Here is a 25564-nt window from a genome sequence, read left to right as displayed (position 1 = left end):
GATGGCGATGCTGGGCAAGCGGCGGCCGCGCCGTGAACGGTCTGGGGTCTCGGGCCTGCAGGGGCGCCAGGCGCCCCGGGGTATTCCCGGTGAGCACGCGGGCAGCGAGGAGCCGTCCCCGGGGGTGACCATCGAGCGCCTGGCCCACGACGGCCGCGGGCTGGCTCATGACGCCGCCGGCAAGGCGCTGTTCGTCGAGGGGGCGCTGCCCGGAGAGCGGGTCGAGGCGGCGGTGCACCGCACCCGCAAGCGCTTCGATGAGGCCCATGTGCGCAAGGTGCTCGAGGCCTCGTCCGACCGGGTCGCGCCTCCCTGTGCCCACTTCGGCCGCTGCGGCGGCTGTGACCTCCAGCACCTGGCCGTGCCTGCCCAGCGTCGCCACAAGCAGGCGGTGCTTCTCGACCTGCTGGCCCGCCAGGGCATCGAGGCGCCCGCCGCGCCGGAGCTGCTGGCCGGGGAGGCCAGCGGCTATCGCCGCCGCGCCCGGCTCGGGGTCAAGGTCGACGCCGAGGGGCAGGTGCACCTCGGCTTCCGCGCTCGCCACAGCCATCGCCTGGTGGACATCGACCACTGCACCATCCTGGTGCCTGTCCTCGACGCCCTGCTGGCGCCCCTGCACCAGCAGGTGGCGTCGCTCTCGGCGCCGCGCCAGGTGGGGCATCTGGAGCTGCTCGACAGCGACCAGGGGCCGGCGCTGGTGGTTCGCCAGCTCAAGGAGCATGCCCAGGACCGCGAGGCCTGGCAGGCCTTCGCCGCCGAGCATGGCCTGCACCTGGCCTGGCTGGCGGGGCGCGAGTCGCCGGCGCTGACCTGGCTGACCCCGGCGCCGGCGCTGAGCTGTCGCGTGCCAGCGGCCCCTGGCGCAGCGGGCGGCGTGGGAGAGCTGACCCTGGGCTTCGCCCCGGGGGATTTCCTGCAGGCCAACGCCGAGGTGAACCGGCAGATGGTGGCCACCGCCCTGGCCTGGCTCGAGGGGCTTGACGGCGTGTCGCTGCTGGACCTGTTCGCCGGCGTCGGCAACTTCAGCCTGCCGCTGGCCTCCGCCGGGGCCCGGGTGACGGCGGTGGAGGGCAGCCCGGCCATGGTCGAGCGGCTGGCCGACAACGTCCGCCTCAATGCGTCGGCGCGGGCCCTGTCGGTGACTGCCCGCCAGGCCGACCTCAACGATGCCGTGGCGGTGCAGCCCCTGCTGGCCGAGGCCGCGCCGGACGCCCTGCTGCTGGACCCGCCGCGGGATGGCGCCGATGCCGTCTGCGGGGCGCTGGTAGCCGCCCCCGTGCCGCGAGTGCTCTATGTCTCCTGCGATCCGGCCACCCTGGCGCGGGATGCGGCACGCCTTGTGCATGGCGGTTATCGGCTGACGCGACTCGCGGTGGCCGACATGTTCGTGCATACCTCACACCTGGAATCGATGCTGCTGTTCGAGCACCCGTCTGCAGAACGGCAGCCGCAAGGAGCTACGCCCGATGGTTAAAGTCCGTGAGGACCAGCCGCTGACCGACACGGGGCGCGTCGACATCGAGCGCTGGATCGAGCGCCTGCAGGAAGACGTCAAGCTGCGCGACCCGGCCCAGCTGCGCGAGGCCTGCCTGCTGGCCGAGCGCCTGGAGCGCGAGTCCGACCGGCCCCACCGTCGCTGGCTGGCCGATGGCTCCAGCTTTCGCATGGGTCTGGAGATGGCCGACATCCTCGGTGAGCTGAAGCTCGACCAGGCCACCCTGGTGGCCGCGGTGCTCTACCGGGCGGTGCGCGAGGGGCTGATCGACCTGCCGGCCATCACCCGGCAGTTCGGTCGCGAGGTCGCCGGCCTGATCGACGGCGTGCTGCAGATGGCGGCGATCAGCGCCTCCCAGACGCCCAGCCACGAGATGGGCCAGCACGACCAGCAGGACAACCTGCGCAAGATGCTGGTGACCATGATCGACGACGTGCGGGTGGCGCTGATCAAGATCACCGAGCGCACCTGCGCCCTGCGCCAGGTCAAGGATGCCCCCCGCGAGAAGCAGCTGCGCGTGGCCCGGGAGGTGTTCGACATCTATGCGCCCCTGGCCCACCGGTTGGGCATCGGCCACCTCAAGTGGGAGCTGGAGGATCTCTCCTTCCGCTACCTCCACGAGGACGACTACAAGGCGATCGCCCGCCAGCTGGCCGAGAAGCGTGTCGATCGCGACCGCTATATCGCCGAGGTGGTCGAGGCCCTAAAGGGCATGCTGGAGACCCAGGGCATCACCCGCTACGACGTCGACGGCCGCGCCAAGCATATCTACTCCATCTGGCGGAAGATGAAGCGCAAGCGCATCGACTTCTCCCAGGTGCACGATATACGCGCGGTGCGCATCCTGGTGCCCGAGGTGGCCGACTGCTACACCGTGCTGGGGCTGGTGCACTCGCGCTGGCACCACGTGCCCAACGAGTTCGACGACTACATCGCCAACCCCAAGAAGAACGGCTACCAGTCGCTGCACACCGCGGTGCTCGGCCCCGAGAGCAAGGTGCTGGAGATCCAGATCCGCACCTTCGCCATGCACGAGGAGGCCGAGCTCGGGGTCTGCGCCCACTGGCGCTACAAGGGCCACGACACCAAGGCCAAGAGCTCCAGCTACGAGGAGAAGATCGCCTGGCTGCGCCAGGTGCTCGAGTGGCAGGAGGAGGTCGGCGACATCGGCAACCTCAGCGAGGGGCTCAACAGCGACGTGGCCCCGGATCGCATCTACGTCTTCACCCCCGACGGCCACGTCATCGACCTGCCGCGCATCGCCACCCCCATCGACTTCGCCTACCGGGTGCATACCGAGGTGGGCCACCGCTGCCGCGGCGCCAAGGTCAACGGCCGCATCGTGCCGCTCACCTACCGGCTCAAGACCGGTCAGCAGGTGGAGATCCTCACCGCCAGCAAGGGCGGCCCCAGCCGCGACTGGCTCAACCCCAGCCTCGGCTACGTGCGCACCAGCCGCGCCCGGGCCAAGATCCAGGCCTGGTTCAAGCACCAGGCCCGCGACCAGAACCTGGAGGAGGGCCGCGCCCTCTTCGAGCGGGAGATGAAGCGCCTCGACCTCGAGGACATGGACCTCGATACCCTGGCGCGCAAGGTCAACTACCAGAGCCCCGACGACATGTACGCGGCGCTCGGCGCCGGCGACCTGCGCATCGGCCAGGTGCTGCACCAGGCCCAGCAGCTGTTCGGGGAGAACGACGACCAGGAGCAGCTCGACCGCCTGCTGGCCAAGCCCAAGCGCTCGCCGGGCAAGGCCGGCCAGAGCGACATCACCGTGCTCGGGGTGGGCAACCTCAAGACCAGCATGGCCAACTGCTGCCACCCGGTGCCCGGGGAGCCCATCGTCGGCTTCATCACCCAGGGGCGCGGGGTCACCGTGCACCGCCAGGAGTGCCCCAACATCCTGCAGCTGCGTCTCGACGAGCCCCAGCGCATCATCGAGGTGGAGTGGGGCGAGCGGGCACGCACCCAGTACCCGGTCAATATCGAGGTCCAGGCCTGGGACCGCTCCGGCCTGCTGCGCGACGTCACCGGCGTGCTCGGCAACGAGAAGGTCAACGTGCTGGCGGTCAACACCCTGACCGACTCCGACGACGGCATCGCGCGCATGCAGATCACCGTGGAGGTGGATGGCCTGGAGACCCTGGGGCGGCTCTTCTCGCGCATCCAGCAGCTCTCCAACGTGATCGAGGTGCGCCGGCTGCGCAGCGGCGCCAAGGCGGGCAAGCGCAAGGGGAAGGGCGCATGAGCCATCGCCATGACCTCGACGACCTGCTGACCCTCATGGCCGTGCTGCGCGACCCCGAGCAGGGCTGCCCCTGGGACCTCAGGCAGGACTGGGACTCCATCGTCCCCCACACCCTCGAGGAGGCCTACGAGGTGGCCGATGCCATCGAGCGGCGGGCCTGGCATGAGCTGCCCGGGGAGCTCGGCGACCTGCTCTTCCAGGTGGTCTACTACGCCCGGTTCGGTGACGAGCAGGGGCGCTTCGATTTCGGCGACGTGGTGCACGTTCTGACCGAGAAGATGCTGCGCCGCCACCCCCATGTCTTCCCCGACGGCACCCTGGCCTCGCGTCGCCCGCCGGGTGTGACCGCCGAGGAGATCGAGACGGCCCAGGTCCACTCCCGCTGGGAGAGCCTCAAGGCCGAGGAGCGCGCCGAACGCGTTCAGGCCGAGCCCGCCGCCGCCGCGGCGTCGGTGCTGGACGACGTTCCGCGCAGCCTGCCGGCGCTCTCCCGGGCCGCCAAGCTCTCCAAGCGCGCCGCCCGGGTCGGCTTCGACTGGCCCAATGCGCGGGGCGTGATCGCCAAGATCCGCGAGGAGCTCGACGAGGTCGAGGAGGCGCTGGCCGCCGGCGACCGCGACCACGCCGCCGAGGAGGTGGGCGACCTGCTCTTCGCGGTGACCAACCTGGCGCGCACCCTCAAGGCCGATCCCGAGCAGTGCCTGCGCGCCACCAATGCCAAGTTCGAGCGCCGCTTCCGCCATCTTGAGGCGGCCCTGATCGCCGAGGGCGTGGCCCTCGAGGAGGCCGGCCTCGACCTCATGGAGCGCCACTGGCAGGCCGCCAAGGCCGCCGAGCACTCCGCCGCCGACTCCACCCCCCCCTTCTCATCTCCCGCGACGGCGGGAGCGACTCCGGGAGACTCTGGGCCATGAGCCACGACCTGCATGAATCCCTGCGCGACAACGTTCGTGTCCTGGGCGATAGCCTGGGGCGCACCATCGCCGATGACCTGGGTGCCGGTTTCGTCGACAAGATCGAGACCATCCGCGGCTTCGCCAAGCGCGGCCGCCAGGGCGACGAGACGAGCCAGCGCGAACTGATCGACTACCTGCGTCGCCTGCCCGACCGCGACCTGCTGCCGGTGACCCGCGCCTTCAACCAGTTTCTCAACCTGGCCAATATCGCCGAGCAGCACTATCGGGCGCGCTTTCGCCGCGTGGAGGACTACCGCCCCGGCAGCCAGCCGGTGCTCAGTGAACTGCTGGCCCGCGCCCGCGAGGCCGGCAACACGCCGCGCAAGCTCGTCGAGACCCTGGCCGCCATGCGCGTCGAGCTCGTGCTCACGGCCCATCCCACCGAGGTCATCCGCCGCACCCTGATCCAGAAGTACGATGCCATCGACGACTGCCTCACCGCCATCGAGTCCTCCGGCGACTACCCCGAGCGGGGCGTCCGGGCCAAGGGGCGCCTGGAGGAGCTGATCAGCCAGGCCTGGCATACCGACGAGATCCGCCACGAGCGTCCCACCCCGGTGGACGAGGCGAAATGGGGCTTCGCGGTGATCGAGAACTCGCTGTGGCAGGCGGTGCCCGACTTCCATCGCGACCTCGACAACCTGCTGCTGGAGACCGCCGGCGAGCGGCTGCCGCTGGATTCGGCGCCGATCCGCTTCGCCTCCTGGATGGGGGGCGACCGTGACGGCAATCCCAACGTCACCTCCCGGGTCACCCGCGAGGTGCTGCTGCTGGGACGCTGGATGGCCGCCGACCTCTACCTGCGTGACCTGGAGCAGCTCAAGGCCGAGCTCTCCATGTGGAAGGCCAACAGCGCCCTGAAGGCCGAGGTGGGGGATGTCGCCGAACCCTATCGCGAGTTGCTGCGCCGGCTGCTCACCCGGGTCGAGGCGACCCGCGACTGGGCCAAGGCGTGCCTGGACGGCAAGCCCTTCGACGGTGGGCCGGTCATCGAGAGCCGCGACCAGCTCTTCGCGCCGCTGCTGACCTGCTACCGCTCGCTGTGCGATGTGGGCCTCGACACCATCGCCAACGGCGCCTTGCTCGATACCCTGCGTCGGGTGGCGGTGTTCGGGGTGACCCTGACCAAACTCGACATCCGCCAGGAGGCGGGGCGTCACGCCCAGGTGATGGAGGAGCTCACCGATGGCCTGGGCCTTGGCCACTACCGCGACTGGAGCGAGGAGCAGCGCCAGACCTTCCTGCTCGAGGAGCTCGCCTCGCGGCGTCCGCTGATTCCTCGCCGCTGGGAGTGCTCCTCGGAGTCCCGGGAGGTGATCGATACCTTCCGCGTCATCGCCAGCGAGCAGGCCGAGGCGCTGGGCACCTATATCATCTCCATGGCGGGGCAACCCTCCGACGTGCTGGCCGTGGCGTTGCTGATGAAGGAGGTGGGGGGCGAGGTCAAGCTGCCCATCGCGCCGCTGTTCGAGAGCCTGGACGACCTCAACCATGCCGGCGACGTCATCGACCGGCTGCTGTCGCTGCCCGGCTACCGCGCCCTCGTCGCCGACCGCCAGGAGGTGATGATCGGCTACTCCGACTCGGCCAAGGATGCCGGGCAGCTGGCCGCGGCCTGGGCCCAGTATCGCGCCCAGGAGACCCTGGTTGAGGTATGCCGCCAGCATGGTGTCGACCTGACCCTGTTCCACGGCCGCGGCGGCACCGTGGGGCGCGGCGGCGGCCCGGCTCACGCGGCGATTCTCTCCCAGCCGCCCGGGTCGGTGAACGGCAGCCTTCGCGTGACCGAGCAGGGCGAGATGATCCGCTTCAAGTTCGGCCAGCCGGAGATCGCCCTGCGCTCCATGGAGATCTACGCCTGTGCGGTGCTGGAGGCGACCCTTCTGCCGCCGCCGGCGCCGCAGCCCCGCTGGCGCGAGGAGATGGATCGCCTGGCCGAGGTGGCCCACCGTGCCTATGTCGGCGTGGTGCGCGAGGATCCCGACTTCGTGCCCTACTTCCGGGCGGTGACGCCGGAGGGGTCGCTGGGGCGGCTGCCGCTGGGCTCGCGTCCCACCAAGCGCCGCCAGGACGGTGGGGTCGAGACGCTGCGCGCGATCCCGTGGATATTCGCCTGGACCCAGATCCGGCTGATGCTGCCCGCCTGGCTGGGCAGCGGCGAGGCCTTCGCCCGGCGCCTGGAGGAGGAGGGTGGCCTGGAGGTGCTCCAGGAGATGCGCGATAGCTGGCCCTTCTTCGGCACCTACCTGGACATGCTGGAGATGCTGCTGGCCAAGGCCGACGTGGGCATCGCGGCCTACTATGAGCATCGCCTTGTGGACGAGCCGGCGCTCAAGGCGCTGGGCGAGCGGCTGCGCGAGCGTTTCGGCCGGCTTCATCAGGTGGTGCTGCAGGCCCTTGAACAGCAGGAGCTGCTGGAGAAGACCCCGCTGATTCGCCAGGCCATCGCGGTACGCAACCCCTATATCGATCCGCTGCATGGCCTGCAGGCGGAGCTTCTGCAGCGCAACCGGGATGCCGACGGGGCGATCAGCGCCGACCTGTCCCGGGCGCTGATGGTCACCATGGCGGGCATCGCGGCGGGGCTGCGCAATACCGGCTAGGGTCTTCGGCCCGCATCAGGCGAGTAGGCACAGGCGGCAAGGAAACCCCTTGCGGCTTGTGCCTGCGCGGACACCTTGTCTGTCTAGCTTCTTGCTTCTTGCTTCTTGCTTCTAGAAGGGGAAGTGCAGCGAGGCGGTGAACAGGTTGAGATGCGCCATGTCCGGGGCATCGAACTCCTCGAACTCCAGGCGGCTGACCAGGTGGTTGAACTCCAGGCGGGCGCCGAGGCCAGTCACTCGGGTGGTGCCGGCGGTATTGAGGGCATCCCGGGGGATCACCGCGTCGCCCTCCCAGCCCGCCAGGCCGGACTTGGCGTAGAGGCCGAGCTGGCCGATGCGCACGCCGGCCATCAGGCTGCCGCCCAGGCTGACCGAGTTGACCAGCAGGCTGTTGTCACCCATCCGGGTGGGCACCTCGTCGCTTTCGCGATAGCTGAATTCTGCGGCCAGGTCGAGCCGGGGAAGGCGCAGCGGGGTGAAGCCGGCGATGAGCCGGAAGCCGGAGGTGTAGCCGTCTGGCGTCTCGATGTCGCGCCCCTCGATCACCATGCCGTTGTCCAGGCGCATCAGGTCGCTGTCCTTGCCGGCAAAGGAGGGGGCGCCATCGGCCAGCGCCACGGGCGTGGCGGTGGCGGCCAGGCAGGCCAGCAGGCAGGCGCAGAGGGAACGCGTTCTCATGATCCCTGTCCTTGCGCTGGGGCCCGGCCGACCTCGGCAAGAGCCTCAGGGCGAGTGATTGGTGTCAAGATAGCCTAGCAAGTGTCGCTCGAGCCCGCCACTTCCCGGGCCCTGAGCCAGTCCGCCAGTTCGGTCAGGCGCGGGGCCGGGAGCCGATGGGTGTCGGCGGCGGCCAGCAGCGGGCCGAGGATCGCCTCGTGTTCGGTGGGACGCCCGGCCAGCACGTCCTGCAGCATGGAGGCGCGGTTGCCGGCGGTGCCCTCCACCACTCGCCATACCAGGCCTCGCCACGCCTCGAGGTCCCGGGCATGCTCCTCCCCTCGCGCCATCACGCCCCCCGCCCCGTCGGGCGGGGCGATGCCCTCGGCGGCCAGGATCGTCGCCACCTCGGCGATGACCGCCTCCACCATGGGGCGGAAGGGGCGGTCGCGCAGCTGGCCGTTGCGGATGCCGAAGCGTGCCACCAGCGGGTTGATGGCGGCATTGACGGCGAGCTTGTGCCACAGCCGCCGGTGGATATCGTCGACCGCCCGGGCGGCCAGGCCGGCGTCGGTGAGCGCGGTGGCGAGCTCGCCGGCCAGGGCCCTGGCGAGTGCGGCATGCCGGGTGTCCCTGGCGTCGTCGAGCGTCCCGATCAGGGTCTCGCCGTGGCCGGCATGGACCACCCGGCCGTCGCTCGCCGGCCCGGCCTCGAGGTAGGCGCCCTCGGTGGTGGTGGCACACAGCACCGGGCCGTCGTGGCGCTGGGCGAGGCGTGGCTGGCAGCCGAAGCCGTTCTGCCACAGCACCAGCGGCGTGCCGGCAGGCAGGTGGGAGGCCAGGGCGACATGGGCCGCCTCGGCGCCGTAGGCCTTGGTGGTCAGGTGCACCACGCCGGGCGGGTCGGTCGGCAGCGACTCCAGGGTGGCGGTTGCCACGCTGACGCTCAGGGCCTCCCCCTGGGGGGTGACCAGCGTCTGCTCCATGGGGAGGCGACGGCGCCCGATCAGGGCCACCGCCACGGGCGGGCCCGGGCGGGTGGCCAGGCGCAGGCCGATCAGCCGGCCCAGGGCGCCGGGGCCGACGATCCAGTGGGTGCCCTGCCGGTTCATGAGCCGCTCCGCTTGCGGCTCGGGCGACGGGTGCCGCTACCGGTTCCGCTGCGGCGACGGGAGGCCGTGCCTCGGCGTCTGGCCGGGGCGCGCCCCCGCGGGGGCGGGCTCCTCGCCGCGGGCGGTGGCCAGCGCCTGGCGCAGGCGGCCGGCGTCGGCGCTGGCCAGCAGGCCGTGCAGGTCGCGGATCAGGTCGCCGAGGAAGGGGGCGGGGTCGGCGCCCGCCTCGGCGATGGCCGAGAGGCGCTGCTCCCACAGGGCGGTGCGCTCCGGGCGGCTGGCCGCCTCGGGCAGCGAAGCGATCAGGGCGCTGCCGAGGCGCGTGGCACGCAGCGCCTTGGCGCGCCGCACCAGGTAGCCGCGCTCCACCAGGGTCTCGATGATGCCGGCGCGGGTGGCCTCGGTGCCCAGGCCGTCGTGCTCGCGCAGGGTGCGCCTCACCGCCGGGTCGTCCACGTAGCGGGCGATGTTCATCATCGCCTTGATCAGGCTGGCGTCGTTGAAGGGCTCCGGCGGGCGGGTCTCGCGATCCTCCACGGCGGCCTCGACGACCCGGCACGCTTCGCCCTCGCTGAGCGCCGGCAGCGGCGGCGCCTCGTCGCGGGTGGTGAAGAGCGGCTTCCAGCCCGCCTCGAGAATCTCCTGGCCGCGGGCGCGAAAGGCCTCGCCGAGAATCTGGAACTCCGCCTTCACCTCCCGGGTGGCGAGTGGGGGATAGAACTGGGCCAGCACGTTGCGGGCGATCAGCCGGAAGACGTTGGCCTCAGTGGCCGAGAGGCGGGTGGGGTCCATGGGCCGGCCGGTGGGGGCCAGGGCGTGGTGGGCGCCCACCTGCTTGTCGTTCCAGGCCCGCGAGCGCCGCGTGAAGTCGGCCCCGGCCAGCCACTGGCGCAGGGTGGGTGTCGTCCGCCCGGCAGGCGCTCTCCAGGGTGGTCCTGGCGGTGGCGAAGTGCTCCTGGGGCAGGTAGCGGCAGTCGGAGCGCGGGTAGGTGATCAGCTGGTGGCGCTCATAGAGGGCCTGGCAGGTATCCAGCACCGCCTTGGCAGAGAGCCCGTAGCGGCGTGCGGCGTCTACCTGCAGCGCGGAGAGGGAGTAGGGCAGCGGGGCGGCCTGGCGCTTCTCCTGGGTCTCGAGCGAGGTGAGCCGCCCCTCGGCGCCGGGCAGCCGTTCGGCCAGGGCAGCGGCGGGGGCACGCTCGAGCAGTCGCCCCTGGTCGTCCAGAGGCTGGCCCTCGCCGGGCGCCCACCAGGCGCGCAGCGTCCCGCGCGCCACGGCGAGGTCCGCCCACAGCACGTAGAAGGGGTGGGGGGTGAAGTCGCGGATCTCGGCGTCGCGGCGAACCACCAGCCCCAGCACCGGCGTCTGCACCCGGCCCACGGAGAGCACTCCGTCGTGGCCCGCCTGGCGCCCGGTGAGGGTCCAGGCTCGGGTGAGGTTGATGCCGTAGAGCCAGTCGGCCCGGGAGCGCGACTCGGCGGCGCGATAGAGCGGCTGATAGCGGGCGTTGTCCTCCAGCCGGGCCAGCGCGCGCTGCACCGCCGGCCGGTTGAGGTCGCTGACCAGCAGACGCAGGACCGTCCCCTTCCAGCCCAGGTGCTCGATCACCTCCTGCACCAGCAGCTGGCCCTCGCGGTCCGGGTCGCCGGCGTGGACCACCTCCCGGGCGGACTTGAGCAGGCCGCGGATCACCGCCAGCTGGCCACGCGCCTTCGGGCGCGGCGTCAGCTTCCAGCGGCTGGGCAGGATCGGCAGGCTATCGAGCCGCCACTGCTTGAGGGCCGGGTCATAGGCGTCCGGCGGCGCCTGCTCCAGCAGGTGGCCCAGGCACCAGGTCACCACGGTGTCGCCCACGGCAATGGCGCCCTCCTGCTTGCGGGGGGCGCCGGGCAGGGCGTCGGCGATGGCGCGGGCGAGACTGGGCTTCTCGGCGATGATCAGGCGCATGGCAGGCTCTTCGGCGGTAGTCTGGATATTCTTCCAGCCGGCGGTGTCCCTGGCCAGGTGTCACGAGATGATTTTGATGTACAATCCTTGTATCGGTATTTCGACCCAACGAGCGGAGCGACAGCATGCGCGAACGAGGCAGGACGAGACGACTGCTGGGACTGGGTGCCCGGACCGGCGGCGCGCTGATCCGCACCCGGCTGGGCGGCCAGGCGGACTGGCGGGCCCTGGGCGAGGCGCTGTTCGAGGGGCTCTCCGAGCTCAAGGGGCCGGCCATGAAGCTGGCCCAGATCATGTCCCAGTGGGATGACCTCCTGCCCCCCGACCTGGCCGAGGAGCTCGCTCGCCTGCAGCGCCAGGCCGAGCCCATGCCCTGGCCGCGCATCCGCGAGAGCCTGGTGGCTCAGTATGGCGATCTCGACGCGGTGTTTCGCGAGGTCGAGGAGCGTCCCTTCGCCAGCGCCTCCATGGGGCAGGTGCACCGTGCCGTGACCCGGGACGGCGAGATCCTGGTGCTCAAGGTGCAGTACCCGGGGCTCGCCGAGGTGCTGGAGAGTGACCTGGCCCAGGTGCGCCGGCTGATGCGGCTGGGCCGCTGGTTCAAGGTGCCCCAGGCGCGCCTCGATGCGCTCTTCGAGGAGCTCGCCGCCAGCCTGCGTGGCGAGTTGGACTACCGCGCCGAGGCCGAGGCGCTGGCCCGCTACCGGGCGCGCTATGCCCACCTCGAGAACCTGGTGATCCCCGAGCCGCTGCCCGCGCTCTGCGGCGAGCGCGTGCTGGCCATGCGCTATGCGCCGGGAACCCCGCTGCGCGAGCTGGAATCGGGCGACGATGCCCTGCGTCAGGGCGTGGCGGTGACCCTGGCCGACTGGCTCACCGAGGAGCTTTTCACCCATGGCGAGCTCCACGCCGACCCCCACGCCGGCAACTTCGCCGTCGACGCGCAGGGGCGCCTGGTGATCTACGACCTGGGGGCGGTGATCCCGGTCCCCGAGCCGCGCCTGCGCGCCATGATGCAGCTGCTCGAGGCGACCCTGGCGGGTGATCCCATGGCCATGGACGAGGCGCTGCTCAGGCTCGGTGGCCGCCAGGGGCACGGCGCCCCGCTGGCGCTCTACCGGGAATCCGCCGAGGCCGTATCGCCGCTGTTTGCGCCCGGCGAGCAGGACTTCGGCGACGTGCGGGTGCACCGCCGCCTGCGTGACCTCACCCCCAAGGTGTGGGCCGCCATGGACCGCCTGCAGCCGCCTGCGGAGACACTGCTGCTGTCGCGCACCCTCAACGGCCACTACTGGAACCTGGTGCGCCTGGGCGCCCGGCTCGACATGCAGGCCCGTACCCGGCCGCTGCTGGAGTGGGCGCGGCGCTGAGCGGCTGCCCAGCCGCCAGGCGGACTGGTAGACTGTGCCGTTTTCCGGACGGTGGAGAGTGCCATGCTGGCAGTATGGGTCGAACAGCTGTTGGGGTTTGCCTCGGGAGCCCTCAAGGCGATTCGCCGCGACGAGCGCTATCCGGCGCTGATGACCTGGGCCCGCGAGCAAGGCCCGGCGCTGGTGGGTGGCAATCTGCCCATGGCCCAGGCGCTGGCACCGGAGCTGTGGTCCCAGACGCCGCTGGAACGCCTCGGCTTCGCCTGCGAACCCCTGGCGCGCCCGGGCCGCAACGAGCCCTGCTGGTGCGACTCCGGCCGCAAGACCAAGCAGTGCTGCGGGGCGGTGCGCCTGCCCGGTCCGGTGCCCGACCACCTGATGTGGATGCTGTCGCTGCGGGAGTGGAAGGGCGATACCCTCAAGGCGGCCCTGGAGAGCGGTCGCGCCCCGGCCCAGGCGCTGCTCGAGGCGGGGCTGATCGCCGCCGAGACCGGCCAGCGTGGCCGCGCTCAGCAGATCCTCGAATCGCTGTTCGAGCGCGGCGACTGGTCGCGGTTGCCCGAGCAGGCCGAGCCCGCCTTCGAGATCCTCATCGACCTCTACCAGGAGCGCGGCTTCCGTCACAAGCGTGAGGCCCTCCTCGACGCCGTGCTCGAGCAGGGCCCGCTGTTCCTGAGGGGAGTGGCCCTGGAGCGCCTCTGCCTGATGCATCTCGACGCCGACGACCTCGACAGCGCCCGGGCCGCCTTCGTGCGTGCCCAGCAGGCGCTGCCGCACTCACCGACCCTGGCCTATATCGAGGCGATGCTGCTGCTCCACGAGGGGCACGAGGAGGAGGCCGCCGAGCGGGCTCGTTTCTGGTTCCGCCGCCTCGCCCGCCAGGGCGAGCTGGATCCCGACCAGCTGGAGTTCCTGGCCGACCTGGCCGACAACCCCGGGGCCACCCTGGCCCTGGCCGAGCAGCTGCTCAACGCCGAGGAGGACCTGGCCGGTCCGCTGGCGTCGCTGCAGGCCCTGCTGGAGGTGCTGCCCACCGCTCCTCGGCTGCAGATCACTCGCAGCGACGAGGGGCGTCTCGAATACCACCAGGGCGAGCGTGAGCGGGCCCTCACGGCGGCATGGCTCGCCTGCTTCCCGGCGGAGGCAGTCAGCGAGTCGCCGCTGGGGCTGGAGGATGACCCCTGGCCGGCGGCCGGCGAGTGGCTGCCCGAGCTCTGTGCCCACCCCGAGTGGCTCGATGCCCCGGCGGTGCTCCAGGGCCTGGCCCTGGCGCTCACCACCCGGTTCGGCAGCCTACCCTGGATGGCCCCGAGCCTCTTCGTGCCCCTGGCCGAGCGGCTGGAGCGCTGGCTCGACCAGGCGGCCGGGGAGGGGCCCGGCACCCTGGCCTGGGACGATGCCGACAACGCCCTGCTGCTGCGCACCGGCCTGGCGCTGGTGGTGGGCATGGAGCGCGGCGCACGCCAGCGTTCCCGGCGGCTCGCCGAGTGCCTGCTGGCGCTGGATGACCACGATAGCCTGGGGCTCCGGGAGCTGGTGCTCGACCAGCTGCTGCGCGACGGGCGCGACGACGAGGCGCTCGCCGTCAGCCACCCGCCGGCGGGAGAGGAGCTGGGCGAGGCGGCGCTGGGTCTGCTGCTGGGCCGCGCGTTGGCGCTCTATCGTCTCGAGCGTCAGGCCGAGGCCGCCGAGGCGCTGGAGGAGGCCCGTCGACACAACGGCTATGCCCTGGCCCTGCTGTGCGCCGACAGCCCCCGCCCGCTGCCCGCCGTCGCCGGCGACGGGGTGGCCGAGCCGGGCTCCCGGGCAGAGGCGTGGCAGTATCGCACCCTGATGCGCGACCAGTGGCGAGCCACCCCCGGGGCGCTGGCCTGGCTGCAGGCCTGGCTCGACGAGCGCTAGTCTCCCGGCGCCCGCAGGGCCAGCCGTGCTTAAGCTGTCAGGTCCCGCGGGCCAGCGGGGCCGGCACCAGGTCGCGGTCGCGGCTGATCCAGATCGCCAGCGCGATCGCCGGCAGGCCCAGGGCCGTGGCAATGACGAAGAAGGTGGCGTAGCCCTCGGCGGCCACCACCAGCCCGCCGAAGCCGCTGAGGAACTTGCCCGGCAGGGTCATCAGCGACGAGAAGAGCGCGTACTGGGTCGCGGTATATGCCCTTGACGTTAGGCTGGAGAGGAAGGCGATGAACACCGCGCTGGCCAGGCCGTTGGCCAGGTTATCCCCGACGATCGCCATCACCAGCATCGGCAGGCTCTGGCCGGCCAGGGCCAGGGCGGCGAACAGCAGGTTGGTCAGGGTGGCAGACGCCGCCCCCAGCACCAGGATCGGCCCGATGCCGTAGCGCGCCACCAGAAGCCCCCCCAGGATCCCCCCGGTCACGCTCATGGCGATGCCGAAGACGGTGGTGACGTTGGCGATGGTGGCCAGGGAGAAGCCCATGTCGATATAGAGCGGGTTGGCCATGGAGGCCATGGCCAGGTCGCTGATCCGGAACACGGCGATGAACACCAGCAGCCACAGCGCCTTGAGGCGGTGGCGGCTGAAGAAGTCGGTGAAGGGGCAGACGATGGCGCCGATCACCCAGGCGCCCAGGCGGCGCAGCTGGCGCGGCTTGCCGCGGCTGGCGCGCAGGAAGGCGCGCACCTTCGGCTCGTGGATCAGCTGGGTGGTGAGCGAAAGGCGCGCAGGCTCAGGCCGCAGCAGTACGGTGACCACCCCGATGCCCACCAGGGCGGCCATGGTCAGGTAGGCCGCCTCCCAGGAGAGCCAGGAGGCCCAGTACATGGCGCCGGCACCGGCGGCCAGCAGCCCGCCGCGGTAGCCGATGATGTAGGTGGAGGCCATGGCCGCCTGGATATCGTCCGGGGCCGACTCGATGCGGAAGGCGTCGATGGCGATGTCCTGGGTGGCGCTGCCGAAGGCCACCAGCAGCGCGAAACCCGCCACCATGGCCAGGTTCCGGGTCGGATCGAGGCTGGCCAGCCCCACCAGGCCGGCGGCGATCATCGCCTGGGCCAGCAGCATCCAGCCGCGCCGTTGGCCGAAGGTGCGGGTCAGCAGCGGCAGGGCCAGGCGATCCACCACCGGCGCCCAGAAGAACTTGATCGAATAGAGGATGCCGATCCAGGAGAAGAAGCCGATGGCGGCCACCTCGACCCCATCGCTGCGCAGCCAGGCCGAGAGGGTCGAGAACACCAGCAGGAAGGGCAGGCCGGCCGAGAAGCCGAGGAACAGCATGGTGATCACCGGCGCACGCAGGTAGATCGCCAGGGCGTCGCGCCAGCTGCGGTGCGGCGTTGGGCTGGGCATGGGGCTTGGCATCGGGCAGGGCACTCCTTGCGAGCCACCCGGACGGCGGGCCGTCACAGGCGGTCACCATCGATGGTAGAATCAGGGGGTTGGCTGCCGAGCCGACGGCCCGGGCATCGCGCCGATTGTTGCAGAGCCCGGGCGGTGATACCAGCGTCCAGCCCTACCTGTCAGGTGTCCCATGAACGAGAACGATGCGACCCTTGAGTCCGGCGACGAGGCCGTCCCCCGCTGGTACGTGATCCAGTGCAAGGGCGGTGAGTCGTTCCGTGCCGCCGAGCACCTGGCCAACCAGGGCTACGAGGTGTTCCACCCGGTGCTCGAGGTGCAGAAGAAGCGCCGCGGCAAGCTCGAGTGGGTCAGCGAGCCGCTGTTCCCCTACTACCTGTTCATTCACCTCGATCGGCTGGTCAGCAACTGGCGCCCGATCCGCTCGACCCGCGGCGTGCTGAAGCTGGTCGGCTTCGGAGACATGCCGGTGGCGGTGAGCGATGCGCTGATCACCACCCTGCGTGAGCACGGCAGCGAGCGCGACGACGCCACCGTCAACCTCTACTTCCGCACCGGCGAGCCGGTCACCATCACCGAGGGGCCCTTCAAGGACCTGCAGGCGGTCTTTGCCAGCCACAAGGGGGAGGAGCGCGCCATCGTGCTGCTCAACCTGCTGCACCGCCAGCAGCGCCTGGAGGTACCGGTGGCCCAGCTGCGCCGCAGCTGAGCCATAACGCCCCCCCGTTCCTGTCCGAGGAGACTGCCATGACGATCGCCCCCCAGCGGGTCGTGACCCTGCACTATGTCCTGACCGATACCGCCGACGGCGCGCTGCTGGATGACTCCCGTGCCCGCCAGCAGCCCCTGGAGTACCTCCACGGCCACCACAATATCGTCGAGGGGCTGGAGCGTGCCCTGGAGGGCCAGGCCGCGGGCGCCGAACTCTCCGTGACCCTGATGCCGGCGGAGGCCTACGGGCTGCGCAACGAGGCGCTGGTGCGCGAGGTCGGCCGCGGCGCCTTCCCGGTAAGCGATCTGGCGCCGGGCATGCGCTTCCAGACCCCCGGCGAAGCCGGCCCCCAGGTGGTCACGGTGCTGGAGGTGCGCGATGACAGCGTGCTGATCGACACCAACCATCCGCTGGCGGGCCGCACCCTGCGCTATCGGCTGGAGGTGCTCGGGGTGCGCGACGCCACTCGCGCGGAGCTTGCCAAGGGCCATCCGCTGCCGCCCGGCACCGATCACGCCAGCGTGGAAGACAAGAAGGTGCTGTGAAAACTGACCTGCATCAATATTCGTCCCGCCCCCGCGGGGCGGCGGAGTCGAATTTGATGCAGGTCAGGTTTTTTCCCGCCTCCCCGGGCTAAAGTCCTCTCAACACATCGAGACGGGAGGACACGCACATGTATCTGGATGACGCCGTAATCTTCGGGTTGGTCACCGTCGCGATGATGATCGCTTTCATGGGTGGCTGGATTACCTTCATCGTGCGGGATCATCGCAAGAAGAAGCACTGAAGCCAGCTGCATCAAGAGTCGTCAGGGGAGGGGGGAGTCATCCCCCCTGTAGCCGACCCACTTGGGTCGGCTTTTTTTCGCCTGTCGTTTTTGTCCGCCTGTCGTTTTTGACCGACGGCGCCGGGCAGAATGTGCAGGCTTCGCGGAACCCGGCCGCGATCATCGCCAGGTCTCCCTGGTCGGCTGGTGAAGCGGGTCTGGGCAGCGCTAGAATGAACGCTGTTCGATAATCCGGAGAGCCCGCCATGACCGCCCAGCGTGACACCGAGAGCCCGAACGAGCGCAAGCGCCAGAGCCGACGCCGGCTGCTGGCGACCCTGGGCATCGGGATCGCCGGCGCCTACGTCGCCCCGACCCTCTTCAGCCTCGGCCAGGCACAGGCCCAGCACTCCCGACGCTCCCGTCCCAGCTTCAGCCGTCCCGGCTACTCCCGCCCGAGCTTCAGCCGCCCAGGCTATTCCCGCCCGAGCTATTCACGACCCAGCGGCGGCTATCGTCGCGACCGCCGCGATGGCGTCTATCGCGATCGCGATTATCGCCGCGACGATGAGCGCAGCGGGATCCGACTGATCGTCTCCGTCTCCCCCCCCCCCCGATGGTGAGGGCCGCTGCGTCATGTGACCTGTGCCTGGCCAGCCTCGGCCGGGTGCTGCGTCTGAGCGACTGTCCCGAAGTGCTCGATGCCCTGCGGGCGGCGATGGCGGGATGGCCTGTCGAGGTGGTCGAGGCCGAGGGGGCGGCCCCGCCGATCCGGCTTGGTCGCGAGGGGCGGGGCTACCGCCAGCACTCGCCGGCCCTGCCGGAGGGTCTCTTTCTCTCCACCCCCACCGAGGCCGCCTGCAGCCTGATTGCCGACCTGGTCGGCGAATACTTCGACCGCCACCCCGACAGCATCGGGCTGCATGGCGGTTCGGTGGAGGTCGACGGGCGCCTGATGATCTTTCCGGCCCCCCACCGGGCGGGCAAGAGCACCCTGACGGCCGCCTTCGCCGCCGCGGGCTTCCGGGTGTTCGGTGATGATGTGCTGGCCCTGACGCCAGAGGGCGAGGGCATGGCGCTGGGCATCGTTCCCCGCCTGCGCCTGCCGTTGCCGGAGAGCTTCGCCCCCGGCTTCCTCGACTACGCCGAGCGCCATGCCGGGCCTGCCGACAGGCGCTACCGCTACGTGGTGCCGCCGCGTGGTCGGTTGGCGTCCCACGGCGAGGTTCGCCCGCTGGGTGCCGTGGTGCTGCTGGCGCGGGACGAGGGGGCCGTGGCCCCGGCGCTTAGCCGACTGGCGCCGGGAGAGGGGCTGCTGCAGCTGCTATGCGAGAACTTTGCCCCTGAGGTCGCGAGCGAGGCCCTGATGGAGCGCTTCCTGCCGCTGATGGGGCAGGTTCCCTGTCTGCTGCTGCGCTATTCGGAGCCGCTGGCGGCGGCCAGGGCCCTGGGTGAGGCCCTGAGCGGGCCACTGCCGGCAGCGCTGCCGGCGGCCAGTCTGGTGGCGCGCCCGACGCTGTCGACGGGGGCCCTGCCGGATGGCCCCTGGGCGCCCGAGCAGAGCGTCCTCGACTATCCGCTGGACGACGAACTCTTCCTGGTGGAGGTGGCCAGCGGGGCGATCCACCGGCTCAACCCCACCGGCCGGCTGATCTGGCAGCTGCTGCGCCATGAACCCCTGAGCCCCGAAGAGCTGGCGGAGCTGCTGGGCGAGCACTTCGGGCTGCCGTGGGTCAGGGTGCTCGAGGATGTCCAGGCCCTGCTGGCGGGGCTCGCCGCCGCCGGGCTGGTGAGTCCGGCCGGCATGGTCAGCGACTGCCCTTGACCCTGGCCAGGAAGGCCTCCACCGGCTCCGGTCGGGCCAGCAGGTAGCCCTGCATCAGCGTCACCCCATGGCGGCGCAGGAAATCGGCCTGGGCCTCGGTCTCCACCCCCTCGATCTCCACCCCCCTCGGTCACCAGCTGTAGCGCCAGGCCACGCCGCAGGCGGCGGAAGTCCTGCACGGTGACGTTGACCGGTGAGGGTGGGGGCGCGTTCCTGCGGCGCCATGGTGACTCCTTCCTTGGTTCCTTGCTGCGGGGGCGGCGCAGCGTCAGCGCTGCACGGTGACCCGTCCGTTCTCCGCGGGCCCGCGCCAGTGGCGCTGCCAGGCGCGCATCACCCGCTCCGGGTACCAGGTCTGGCCCAGGCTGCCGTTGTAGCGGGCCAGCGCCCGAGTGAAGTCGCTGCGCTCCACCGCCAGGTAGTGGGCCAGGATGGTGGTGCCGTAGCGCAGGTTGCGCCATGGGTCCTTGAGGTCGTCGGCGGGAAGGCCCAGCTCGCGGATCCAGAAGGGCATGATCTGCATCAGGCCCACGGCCCCGGCGGAGGAGACCGCGTCGGCGCGAAAGGCGCTCTCCACCTGGATCACCGCCAGCACCAGCTCCGGCGGCAGGTTGGCCAGGCGCGCCTCCAGGTAGACCCGCTGCAGCAGCTCGCCGCGCAGCGCCTCGTCCTTGACGAAGCGTGCCAGCGAGGGCGCCATGGCGCTCTGCCACTGGCGAGCCGCCCAGATCTCGGTCGGGTCGCGGGGCGTGGCGAGGCTGGCGTCGAGGGTGGTGCGCAGGGAGGCGGGCGTGGGGGGCAGCGCCTGGACCACCAGGGGGCGTCGGTCGGCGTCCAGAGCGGCCAGGAAGCTGTCATCGCTGGCCGCCGCCGTGGAGGCGGCGGCCAGGCAGAGCGCGGTGAGCGCGATGGCGCGCTTCACGCGGCGGTGCGCGTCAGGGGCTGATGCGCTCGCGCAGAAAGTCGAGGATCTGCTCGGCCGGTACCATGGTGGCATCGCTGTCACGGCGTCCCTTGTACTCCAGTTCACCCTTGTCCAGGCCTCGATCGCCGACCACCAGGCGGTGGGGCAGGCCCATCAGCTCATGGTCGGCGAACTTGGCGCCCGGGCGCAGGTCGCGGTCATCCAGCAGCACCTCGAAGCCGGCGGCGGTCAGCTCGCCGTAGAGCTTCTCGGACTCCTCGCGCACACGCTGCGACTTGTGGGCGTTCATTGGCACCAGCGCGATCTGGAAGGGGGCGATGGCGTCGGGCCAGATGATGCCGGCCTCGTCGTGGTTCTGCTCGATGGCGGCGGCCACGACCCGGGTCACACCGATACCATAGCAGCCCATCCAGGGATGCAGGGCGCGACCTTCGTCGCCGAGCACGTTGGCGTCCATCGCTTCGCTGTACTTGCGGCCCAGCTGGAAGACGTGGCCCACCTCGATGCCGCGCTTGATGGAGAGGATACCGTGGCCATCCGGGGAGGGGTCGCCCTCCACCACGTTGCGCAGGTCGGCGACCTGGGGCAGGGCGACGTCACGCTCCCAGTTGATGCCGAAGTAGTGCTTGCCGTCGACGTTGGCGCCGGCGCCGAAGTCGCTCATCAGCGCCACGCTGCGATCCACGATGATCGGCATCGCGAGGCCCACCGGGCCCAGCGAGCCGGGGCCGGCGCCCACCGCGGCGCGGATCTCCTCTTCGCTGGCCATGGTCAGCGGCTCCGCCACCTCCGGGAGGTTCTCGGCCTTGATGGCGTTGAGCTCGTGGTCGCCGCGCACCAGCAGGGCGATCAGGCCGCCCTCGGCGGCGTGGACCATCAGGGTCTTGATGGTCTTCTCGATGGGCAGGCCATGCTGCTCCACCAGGGCGGCGATGGTGCGGGCATCGGGGGTGTCGACCAGACGCAGCTCCTCGGCGGGGGCGGCGCGCTCGGGGGTGGTGCCCAGCGGCGCCGGCAGCGCCTCGGCCTTCTCGATGTTGGCGGCGTAGTCGGAGTCGCTGGAGAAGACGATGGCGTCCTCACCGGAGTCGGCCAGCACGTGGAACTCGTGGGAGCGGTCGCCGCCGATGGCGCCGGAGTCGGCCAGCACCGGGCGGAACTCGAGGCCCAGGCGGGTGAAGATGCGGGTGTAGGCATCGTACATCGCCTGGTAGGTCTCCTTCAGGGAGGCCTCGTCGACGTGGAAGGAGTAGGCGTCCTTCATGATGAACTCGCGGGAGCGCATCACCCCGAAGCGCGGACGGATCTCGTCGCGGAACTTGGTCTGGATCTGGTAGAAGTTGACCGGCAGCTGCTTGTAGCTGGCGATCTCGCGGCGCACCAGATCGGTGATCACCTCTTCATGGGTCGGGCCGACGCAGTAGTCGCGCTGGTGGCGATCCTTGAGGCGCAGCAGCTCCGGGCCGTACTGCTCCCAGCGGCCAGACTCCTGCCACAGCTCGGCCGGCTGCACCGCCGGCATCAGCACCTCCTGGGCGCCGGCACGGTCCATCTCCTCGCGCACGATCTGTTCGACCTTGCGCAGGGTGCGCAGGCCCACCGGCAGCCAGGTATAGAGGCCGGAGGTGAGGCGACGGATCATTCCCGACCGCAGCATCAGCTGGTGGCTGATGACCTCGGCGTCGGCGGGGGTTTCCTTGAGGGTGGCGATCAGCAGTTGAGTGGCGCGCATGGGTCCCGGGGTTCCTCGGTCAGCAGATGGCGGGCCGCCGTCGTGGCGGCGAATGGGCGCATTGTACGGCCAAGCGCGGGAGGCGGCAAAAGCGACCGTGAGAAGGGCGTCATCCGTCGGGTTTTCCCGCGACTGGGCCTGCGGACGGGGTGTGATAGACTCTCGCTGGTTTGCCAGGCGACGCCGAGTCACGCATGTCCTCGCTCGGCGCCACGGCTCCCCCCTTTCATGGAGGTTTCCGCATGACTCCCGCTCTCCGTCGCGGCCTGACCGGTCTTCTCCTCGGTGTGTCCATCACCGCCCTGGTGGGCTGCGGCACCGTCTTCCACCCCGAGCGCAAGGGCCAGCAGAGCGGGCGCATCGACCCGGTGGTGGCGATCGCCAACGGCGTCGGCCTGCTCTTCTTCATCGTCCCCGGCGTGGTCGCCTACGCGGTCGATTTCTCCAACGGCACCATCTACCTGCCCAGCGGGCACACCTCGGCCGGCGTGGATGCCATGCGGCTGGAGGAGGGCATGGACGTCGCCTCCCTGGAGCGGCTGCTCTCCGAGAAGACCGGCAAGGCGGTGAGCCTGGACAGCGAACTGATGATGGTCGAGGAGGTCGCGAGCCTGGACGAGGCGCTGGCCCTGGTGCGCATGGCCGGCATCGACGACGAGGCGCGGCTCGGCACCGCCACCGACGGCGAGGCCTGATCGGCCACTCCCGGCGGCGGCTTGCGTAGGGCTCAGCCGATCGTTGCCTGCTTATCCTGTGTCACCTTCTCCTGCGTGGCCCTTTCCTGGGTGAGAGGGCGCTCGGCGGGTCGCCGGCCGGCACCGAGCCACAGCACCGCCATTCCCGCCACCAGCCCCCAGAAGGCGGCCCCGATGCCGAGCAGGGTGACCCCCGAGGCGGTGAAGAGAAAGGTCACCAGGGCCGCATCGCGCTGGCGTTCGTCAGCCATCGCCGCGGCCAGGCCGTTGCCGATGGTGCCGAGCAGTGCGAGCCCGGCCAGGGCGGCGATCAGCGCGCCCGGCAGCGCCGCAAAGAGAGCCGTCACCGTGGCACCGAACACTCCCAGCACCAAGTAGCCGACGCCGGCCGCCACACCCGCCGTGTAGCGCCGCGACGGATCCTCGTGGGCTTCCCGCCCCATGCACACCGCAGCGCTGATCGCCGCCAGGTTGAGCGCGAAGCCGCCGAAGGGGGCGAGGCCCAGGGTGGCCGCCCCGGTCCAGCCGATCAGCGGTGAGGTGGGCGGCCGGTAGCCGGCGGCCCGCAGCACCGTGATGCCCGGCAGGTTCTGGGTGGCCATGGTGACCACGAAGAGCGGGATCCCGACCCCGACCAGGGTAGCGAGCGAGAAGGCCGGGGCGGTGAAGACCGGCAGGGTCGGGGCGAGGCTCACTCCGGCAAGGCTCAGCTCCCCCTGCATGGCGGTGAGGCTGACCCCTACCAGCAGCACCAGCACGATGGCGTAGCGGGGCGCGAAGCGACGCCCCAGCACGTAGCTGGCCAGCATGGCCAGCGGCAGCAGCCAGGCGTTGGCCAGGGTGGCGAAGAGCTCGATGCCGAAGCGTAGCAGCACGCCGGCGAGCAGGGCGGCGGCCAGCGCCGGCGGGATACGCTTCACCAGGGCGCCGAACAGGCCGGTCACCCCGCACAGGGTGATCAGCGCCGCCGAGAACAGGAAGGCCCCGATCGCCTGCTCCATGGGCACGCCCGGCAGGCTGGTGGCGAGCAGGGCGGCGCCCGGGGTCGACCAGGCGGTGAGGATCGGCATCCGGTAGCGCAGCGACAGCCCCAGCGAGGTGAGCCCCATGCCGATGCCCAGCGCCCACAGCCAGGAGCCGATCTGGGCGTCGCTGGCGCCTGCGGCCTCGGCGGCCTGAAAGATGATCACCGCCGAGCTGCCGTAGCCTACCAGCACCGCCACCAGCCCGGTGACCAGCGTGGAGGCGCTGAAGTCCCGCCATACCGAGCGCGTCGGCGCGTCCCGCGTCACGGGGGTATCGCGGTATTCGATCATCTCGGGCTCCTCCCGGCTGTCGCCGGCCGTGCGTTATGACGTACAATAGGCGGCACCCTACCATCGTGCGTTATAGCGCACAAGTCGTTTCGGGAGGATTTTCCATGCAGGAGATCGCCACTCATATCGCGCAGCGGCTCAAGGCCCTGCGCCAGGCGCGGGGCTGGAGCCTGGAGGCGGCCGCTCGGGCCACCGGGGTCAGCAAGGCGATGCTCGGGCAGATCGAGCGGGGCGAGTCGAGCCCCACGGTGTCGACGCTGTGGAAGATCGCCAGCGGCTTCTCGGTCTCCTTCTCGTCGCTGTTCGGAGCGCCGGGCAGCGAGGCGGGACCCGCCGGCGAGACGCGCTGGGGGCGCGACGCCGTGGGCATGCAGGCGACGGTGATCTTTCCCTATGACCCCCTGCTGGGCTTCGAGATGTTCGAGATCGCGCTGGCCCCCGGGGCGGCGAGCGAGTCCTCGCCCCACGCCGCGGGGGTGGTGGAGCACATCGTGGTGCTGGAAGGTGAGCTGGGCCTGACCCTGGGCGAGGCGGAGGAGCAGCGGCTGCGGCCCGGCGAGGCGCTGCGTTTCCAGGCGGACTGCCACCACGTCATGCGCAGCCTCGGCGAGGCGCCGCTGCGCTTCCATGACGTCATCCACTACCTGCCCGGGGCCGCGGCGGGGGAGACCCTCTAGCGGCCGCGGGCGACGACGGCCCCTACCGGGCCAGGTCCCGCATGGCGCTCTCCAGCCCCTCAAGGGTCATGGGGTACATGCGGTCGTCGATCAGCTGGCGGATCAGCTGGGTGGAGTGGGTATACTCCCAGGCGCGCCGCGGCATGGGGTTGAGCCAGGCCAGGCGTGGGAACTTGTGCACCAGGCGCTCGAGCCACACCGCGCCGGCCTCATCGTTGAAGTGCTCGACGCTGCCGCCGGGATGGGTGATCTCATACGGCGACATGGCGGCATCGCCGACGATCACCACCTGGTAGTCCTCGCCGTAGGTGTGCAGCACGTCCATGGTCGGGATGCGCTCGGCGTGGCGTCTTGTCTGGTCGTGAGCGTTGTTGCGCCACACCCCCTCGTAGAGGCAGTTGTGGAAGTAGTAGGCCTCCAGGTGCTTGAACTCCGAGCGTGCCGCGGAGAAGAGCTCCTCGCAGGTACGGATGTGGTCGTCCATGGAGCCGCCCACGTCGAGCAGCAGCAGCACCTTCACCGCGTTGTGGCGCTCCGGGCGCATCTGCACGTTGAGCAGGCCGGCGTCGCGCGCGGTCTCGCGGATGGTGGCGTCGATGTCGAACTCCTCCGCCGCCCCCTGACGGGCGAACTTCCTCAGCCTTCGCAGCGCCATCTTGATGTTGCGCGTGCCAAGCTCCAGGGAGTCGTCGTAGTCGCGGAAGCGCCGCTCGTCCCACACCTTCACCGCCCGGCGGTGGCGGGAGCCCTCCTGGCCGATGCGGATGCCTTCGGGGTTGTAGCCGTAGGCGCCGAAGGGGCTGGTGCCGCCGGTGCCGATCCACTTGTTGCCGCCGGCGTGGCGCTCCTTCTGCTCCTCGAGGCGCTGCTTGAAGGTCTCGATCAGCTTCTCGAGCCCGCCCAGGGACTCGATCTGTGCCTTCTCCTCCTCGGAGAGCTGCTTCTCGAACTCCCGGCGCAGCCAGTCGTCCGGGATCAGCGCCTCGATGGCGGCATCCAGGTTCTCGAGCCCCTCGAACCAGGCGGCGAAGGCACGATCGAAGCGGTCGAAGTGGCGCTCGTCCTTGACCATCACGGTGCGCGCCAGCTGGTAGAAGGCCTCCATGTCGGCGAACACAACGCCGCGCTCAACCGCGGCGTGGAGATCGAGCAGCTCGCGCAGCGACACCGGCACCCCGGCACGCTTCAGGGTCTCGAACAGGCCGATAAACATG

General features: G+C 70.8%; 23 protein-coding genes. 13 read left to right on the top strand and 10 right to left on the bottom strand.

Annotation, left to right across the window (positions count from 1 at the left end; all coding sequences use genetic code 11):
* Nucleotide 1: 1 nt before the first annotated feature.
* From rlmD to ppc, 4 genes are read left to right on the top strand one after another with little or no spacing between them, the layout of a single operon-like run.
* The gene (gene rlmD, locus B6N23_RS03475) at nt 2-1474 is read left to right on the top strand and encodes a 23S rRNA (uracil(1939)-C(5))-methyltransferase RlmD (protein WP_305501875.1); all 1473 of its coding nucleotides are present in this window, start codon (nt 2-4) and stop codon (nt 1472-1474) included.
* A complete protein-coding gene (relA, locus tag B6N23_RS03470) occupies nt 1467-3743 on the top strand; it encodes a GTP diphosphokinase (RefSeq protein ID WP_305501873.1) in 2277 nt (758 codons plus the stop codon). Before rlmD ends, relA begins: the two co-directional genes overlap by 8 nt.
* Nucleotides 3740-4657 (top strand): nucleoside triphosphate pyrophosphohydrolase, encoded by a 918-nt coding sequence (gene mazG / locus B6N23_RS03465; RefSeq protein ID WP_305501871.1) that lies wholly within the window; start codon nt 3740-3742, stop codon nt 4655-4657. The genes relA and mazG overlap by 4 nt, the downstream gene beginning before the upstream one ends.
* Nucleotides 4654-7302 (top strand): phosphoenolpyruvate carboxylase, encoded by a 2649-nt coding sequence (ppc, locus tag B6N23_RS03460; protein ID WP_305501869.1) that lies wholly within the window; start codon nt 4654-4656, stop codon nt 7300-7302. Before mazG ends, ppc begins: the two co-directional genes overlap by 4 nt.
* Before the next feature lie 111 nt (nt 7303-7413).
* Here the strand turns inward: ppc and B6N23_RS03455 are convergent, their stop codons facing one another.
* The 4 genes from B6N23_RS03455 to B6N23_RS17090 form a co-directional block, all read right to left on the bottom strand.
* Nucleotides 7414-7980, bottom strand: coding sequence for a hypothetical protein (locus B6N23_RS03455; RefSeq protein WP_305501867.1), 567 nt, complete (start codon nt 7978-7980; stop codon nt 7414-7416).
* A 74-nt stretch (nt 7981-8054) separates the two neighbouring features.
* Nucleotides 8055-9071 carry a ketopantoate reductase family protein gene (locus B6N23_RS03450; protein ID WP_305501865.1) on the bottom strand — a complete coding sequence of 339 codons (1017 nt, stop codon included), beginning with the start codon at nt 9069-9071 and terminating at the stop codon, nt 8055-8057.
* A gap of 36 nt (nt 9072-9107) precedes the next feature.
* Nucleotides 9108-9902, bottom strand: a complete 795-nt coding sequence (locus tag B6N23_RS17095; protein WP_439649832.1) for a DNA topoisomerase — start codon at nt 9900-9902, stop codon at nt 9108-9110.
* A complete protein-coding gene (locus B6N23_RS17090; RefSeq protein WP_439649831.1) occupies nt 9835-11016 on the bottom strand; it encodes a DNA topoisomerase in 1182 nt (393 codons plus the stop codon). Before B6N23_RS17090 ends, B6N23_RS17095 begins: the two co-directional genes overlap by 68 nt.
* 125 nt (nt 11017-11141) lie before the next feature.
* Between B6N23_RS17090 and B6N23_RS03440 the strand changes: the two genes are divergently transcribed.
* Both B6N23_RS03440 and B6N23_RS03435 read left to right on the top strand, forming a co-directional pair.
* Nucleotides 11142-12386 carry an ABC1 kinase family protein gene (locus B6N23_RS03440; protein ID WP_302142187.1) on the top strand — a complete coding sequence of 415 codons (1245 nt, stop codon included), beginning with the start codon at nt 11142-11144 and terminating at the stop codon, nt 12384-12386.
* 63 nt (nt 12387-12449) lie between these two features.
* On the top strand, nt 12450-14288 hold the full coding sequence (locus B6N23_RS03435) for an SEC-C metal-binding domain-containing protein (protein WP_305501863.1): 1839 nt from the start codon (nt 12450-12452) through the stop codon (nt 14286-14288).
* 37 nt (nt 14289-14325) lie between these two features.
* Here the strand turns inward: B6N23_RS03435 and B6N23_RS03430 are convergent, their stop codons facing one another.
* Nucleotides 14326-15693 (bottom strand): AmpG family muropeptide MFS transporter, encoded by a 1368-nt coding sequence (locus B6N23_RS03430; protein WP_305503941.1) that lies wholly within the window; start codon nt 15691-15693, stop codon nt 14326-14328.
* A 181-nt stretch (nt 15694-15874) separates the two neighbouring features.
* Between B6N23_RS03430 and rfaH the strand changes: the two genes are divergently transcribed.
* From rfaH to B6N23_RS03405, 5 genes are all read left to right on the top strand, one after another.
* Nucleotides 15875-16411 (top strand): transcription/translation regulatory transformer protein RfaH, encoded by a 537-nt coding sequence (gene rfaH / locus B6N23_RS03425; RefSeq protein WP_110067986.1) that lies wholly within the window; start codon nt 15875-15877, stop codon nt 16409-16411.
* Between the two features lie 38 nt (nt 16412-16449).
* Nucleotides 16450-16959, top strand: a complete 510-nt coding sequence (locus B6N23_RS03420; protein ID WP_305501860.1) for an FKBP-type peptidyl-prolyl cis-trans isomerase — start codon at nt 16450-16452, stop codon at nt 16957-16959.
* A 128-nt stretch (nt 16960-17087) separates the two neighbouring features.
* Nucleotides 17088-17201, top strand: a complete 114-nt coding sequence (ccoM, locus tag B6N23_RS03415) for a cytochrome c oxidase subunit CcoM (RefSeq protein ID WP_276110359.1) — start codon at nt 17088-17090, stop codon at nt 17199-17201.
* A 245-nt stretch (nt 17202-17446) separates the two neighbouring features.
* Entirely contained in the window at nt 17447-17803 is a 357-nt protein-coding gene (locus B6N23_RS03410) for a hypothetical protein (protein ID WP_305501852.1), read from the top strand.
* Nucleotides 17804-17847: 44 nt separating this feature from the next.
* Nucleotides 17848-19005: a PqqD family protein gene (locus B6N23_RS03405; protein WP_305501850.1), complete on the top strand. Its 1158-nt coding sequence runs from the start codon at nt 17848-17850 to the stop codon at nt 19003-19005.
* Here B6N23_RS03405 and B6N23_RS03400 read toward each other — a convergent pair.
* The 3 genes from B6N23_RS03400 to B6N23_RS03390 form a co-directional block, all read right to left on the bottom strand.
* Nucleotides 18989-19126: a hypothetical protein gene (locus B6N23_RS03400; RefSeq protein WP_305501848.1), complete on the bottom strand. Its 138-nt coding sequence runs from the start codon at nt 19124-19126 to the stop codon at nt 18989-18991. The two genes, B6N23_RS03405 and B6N23_RS03400, sit on opposite strands and share 17 nt — an antisense overlap.
* A gap of 147 nt (nt 19127-19273) precedes the next feature.
* Complete coding sequence (locus B6N23_RS03395; protein ID WP_379687045.1) at nt 19274-19927, bottom strand: lytic transglycosylase domain-containing protein; 654 nt, start codon at nt 19925-19927, stop codon at nt 19274-19276.
* Nucleotides 19928-19940: 13 nt separating this feature from the next.
* On the bottom strand, nt 19941-21662 hold the full coding sequence (locus B6N23_RS03390) for a proline--tRNA ligase (protein WP_305501846.1): 1722 nt from the start codon (nt 21660-21662) through the stop codon (nt 19941-19943).
* A gap of 242 nt (nt 21663-21904) precedes the next feature.
* Here B6N23_RS03390 and B6N23_RS03385 point away from each other — a divergent pair, with 242 nt between their 5' ends.
* Complete coding sequence (locus tag B6N23_RS03385; protein ID WP_305501844.1) at nt 21905-22357, top strand: hypothetical protein; 453 nt, start codon at nt 21905-21907, stop codon at nt 22355-22357.
* 32 nt (nt 22358-22389) lie between these two features.
* Here the strand turns inward: B6N23_RS03385 and B6N23_RS03380 are convergent, their stop codons facing one another.
* A complete protein-coding gene (locus B6N23_RS03380) occupies nt 22390-23673 on the bottom strand; it encodes a benzoate/H(+) symporter BenE family transporter (RefSeq protein ID WP_305501842.1) in 1284 nt (427 codons plus the stop codon).
* A 104-nt stretch (nt 23674-23777) separates the two neighbouring features.
* Here B6N23_RS03380 and B6N23_RS03375 point away from each other — a divergent pair, with 104 nt between their 5' ends.
* Nucleotides 23778-24350, top strand: coding sequence for a helix-turn-helix domain-containing protein (locus B6N23_RS03375; RefSeq protein ID WP_305501839.1), 573 nt, complete (start codon nt 23778-23780; stop codon nt 24348-24350).
* Nucleotides 24351-24372: 22 nt separating this feature from the next.
* Here B6N23_RS03375 and B6N23_RS03370 read toward each other — a convergent pair whose 3' ends face one another.
* Nucleotides 24373-25563 carry a vWA domain-containing protein gene (locus B6N23_RS03370; protein ID WP_305501837.1) on the bottom strand — a complete coding sequence of 397 codons (1191 nt, stop codon included), beginning with the start codon at nt 25561-25563 and terminating at the stop codon, nt 24373-24375.
* Between the last annotated feature and the right edge of the window lies 1 nt (nt 25564).

Origin of the sequence: Halomonas alkalicola, assembly GCF_030704205.1 — a bacterium.
GTDB lineage: Bacteria > Pseudomonadota > Gammaproteobacteria > Pseudomonadales > Halomonadaceae > Halomonas > Halomonas alkalicola.
Note: the sequence above shows the minus strand (reverse complement) of the source record. Positions and strands in the feature narration are given on the sequence as shown.

Bases quoted from the DNA above. Each gene is read 5' to 3' on its own strand.
- B6N23_RS03410 (WP_305501852.1), top strand. From the start codon at position 17,447: ATGACCGCCCAGCGTGACACCGAGAGCCCGAACGAGCGCAAGCGCCAG.
- B6N23_RS03430 (WP_305503941.1), bottom strand. From the start codon at position 15,693: ATGCCCAGCCCAACGCCGCACCGCAGCTGGCGCGACGCCCTGGCGATC.
- B6N23_RS03390 (WP_305501846.1), bottom strand. From the start codon at position 21,662: ATGCGCGCCACTCAACTGCTGATCGCCACCCTCAAGGAAACCCCCGCC.
- rlmD (WP_305501875.1), top strand. From the start codon at position 2: ATGGCGATGCTGGGCAAGCGGCGGCCGCGCCGTGAACGGTCTGGGGTC.
- B6N23_RS03385 (WP_305501844.1), top strand. From the start codon at position 21,905: ATGACTCCCGCTCTCCGTCGCGGCCTGACCGGTCTTCTCCTCGGTGTG.
- B6N23_RS03455 (WP_305501867.1), bottom strand. From the start codon at position 7,980: ATGAGAACGCGTTCCCTCTGCGCCTGCCTGCTGGCCTGCCTGGCCGCC.
- B6N23_RS03370 (WP_305501837.1), bottom strand. From the start codon at position 25,563: ATGTTTATCGGCCTGTTCGAGACCCTGAAGCGTGCCGGGGTGCCGGTG.
- B6N23_RS03375 (WP_305501839.1), top strand. From the start codon at position 23,778: ATGCAGGAGATCGCCACTCATATCGCGCAGCGGCTCAAGGCCCTGCGC.
- ppc (WP_305501869.1), top strand. From the start codon at position 4,654: ATGAGCCACGACCTGCATGAATCCCTGCGCGACAACGTTCGTGTCCTG.
- B6N23_RS03380 (WP_305501842.1), bottom strand. From the start codon at position 23,673: ATGATCGAATACCGCGATACCCCCGTGACGCGGGACGCGCCGACGCGC.
- mazG (WP_305501871.1), top strand. From the start codon at position 3,740: ATGAGCCATCGCCATGACCTCGACGACCTGCTGACCCTCATGGCCGTG.
- B6N23_RS03450 (WP_305501865.1), bottom strand. From the start codon at position 9,071: ATGAACCGGCAGGGCACCCACTGGATCGTCGGCCCCGGCGCCCTGGGC.
- B6N23_RS03435 (WP_305501863.1), top strand. From the start codon at position 12,450: ATGCTGGCAGTATGGGTCGAACAGCTGTTGGGGTTTGCCTCGGGAGCC.
- relA (WP_305501873.1), top strand. From the start codon at position 1,467: ATGGTTAAAGTCCGTGAGGACCAGCCGCTGACCGACACGGGGCGCGTC.
- ccoM (WP_276110359.1), top strand. From the start codon at position 17,088: ATGTATCTGGATGACGCCGTAATCTTCGGGTTGGTCACCGTCGCGATG.
- B6N23_RS03440 (WP_302142187.1), top strand. From the start codon at position 11,142: ATGCGCGAACGAGGCAGGACGAGACGACTGCTGGGACTGGGTGCCCGG.
- B6N23_RS17090 (WP_439649831.1), bottom strand. From the start codon at position 11,016: ATGCGCCTGATCATCGCCGAGAAGCCCAGTCTCGCCCGCGCCATCGCC.
- rfaH (WP_110067986.1), top strand. From the start codon at position 15,875: ATGAACGAGAACGATGCGACCCTTGAGTCCGGCGACGAGGCCGTCCCC.
- B6N23_RS03420 (WP_305501860.1), top strand. From the start codon at position 16,450: ATGACGATCGCCCCCCAGCGGGTCGTGACCCTGCACTATGTCCTGACC.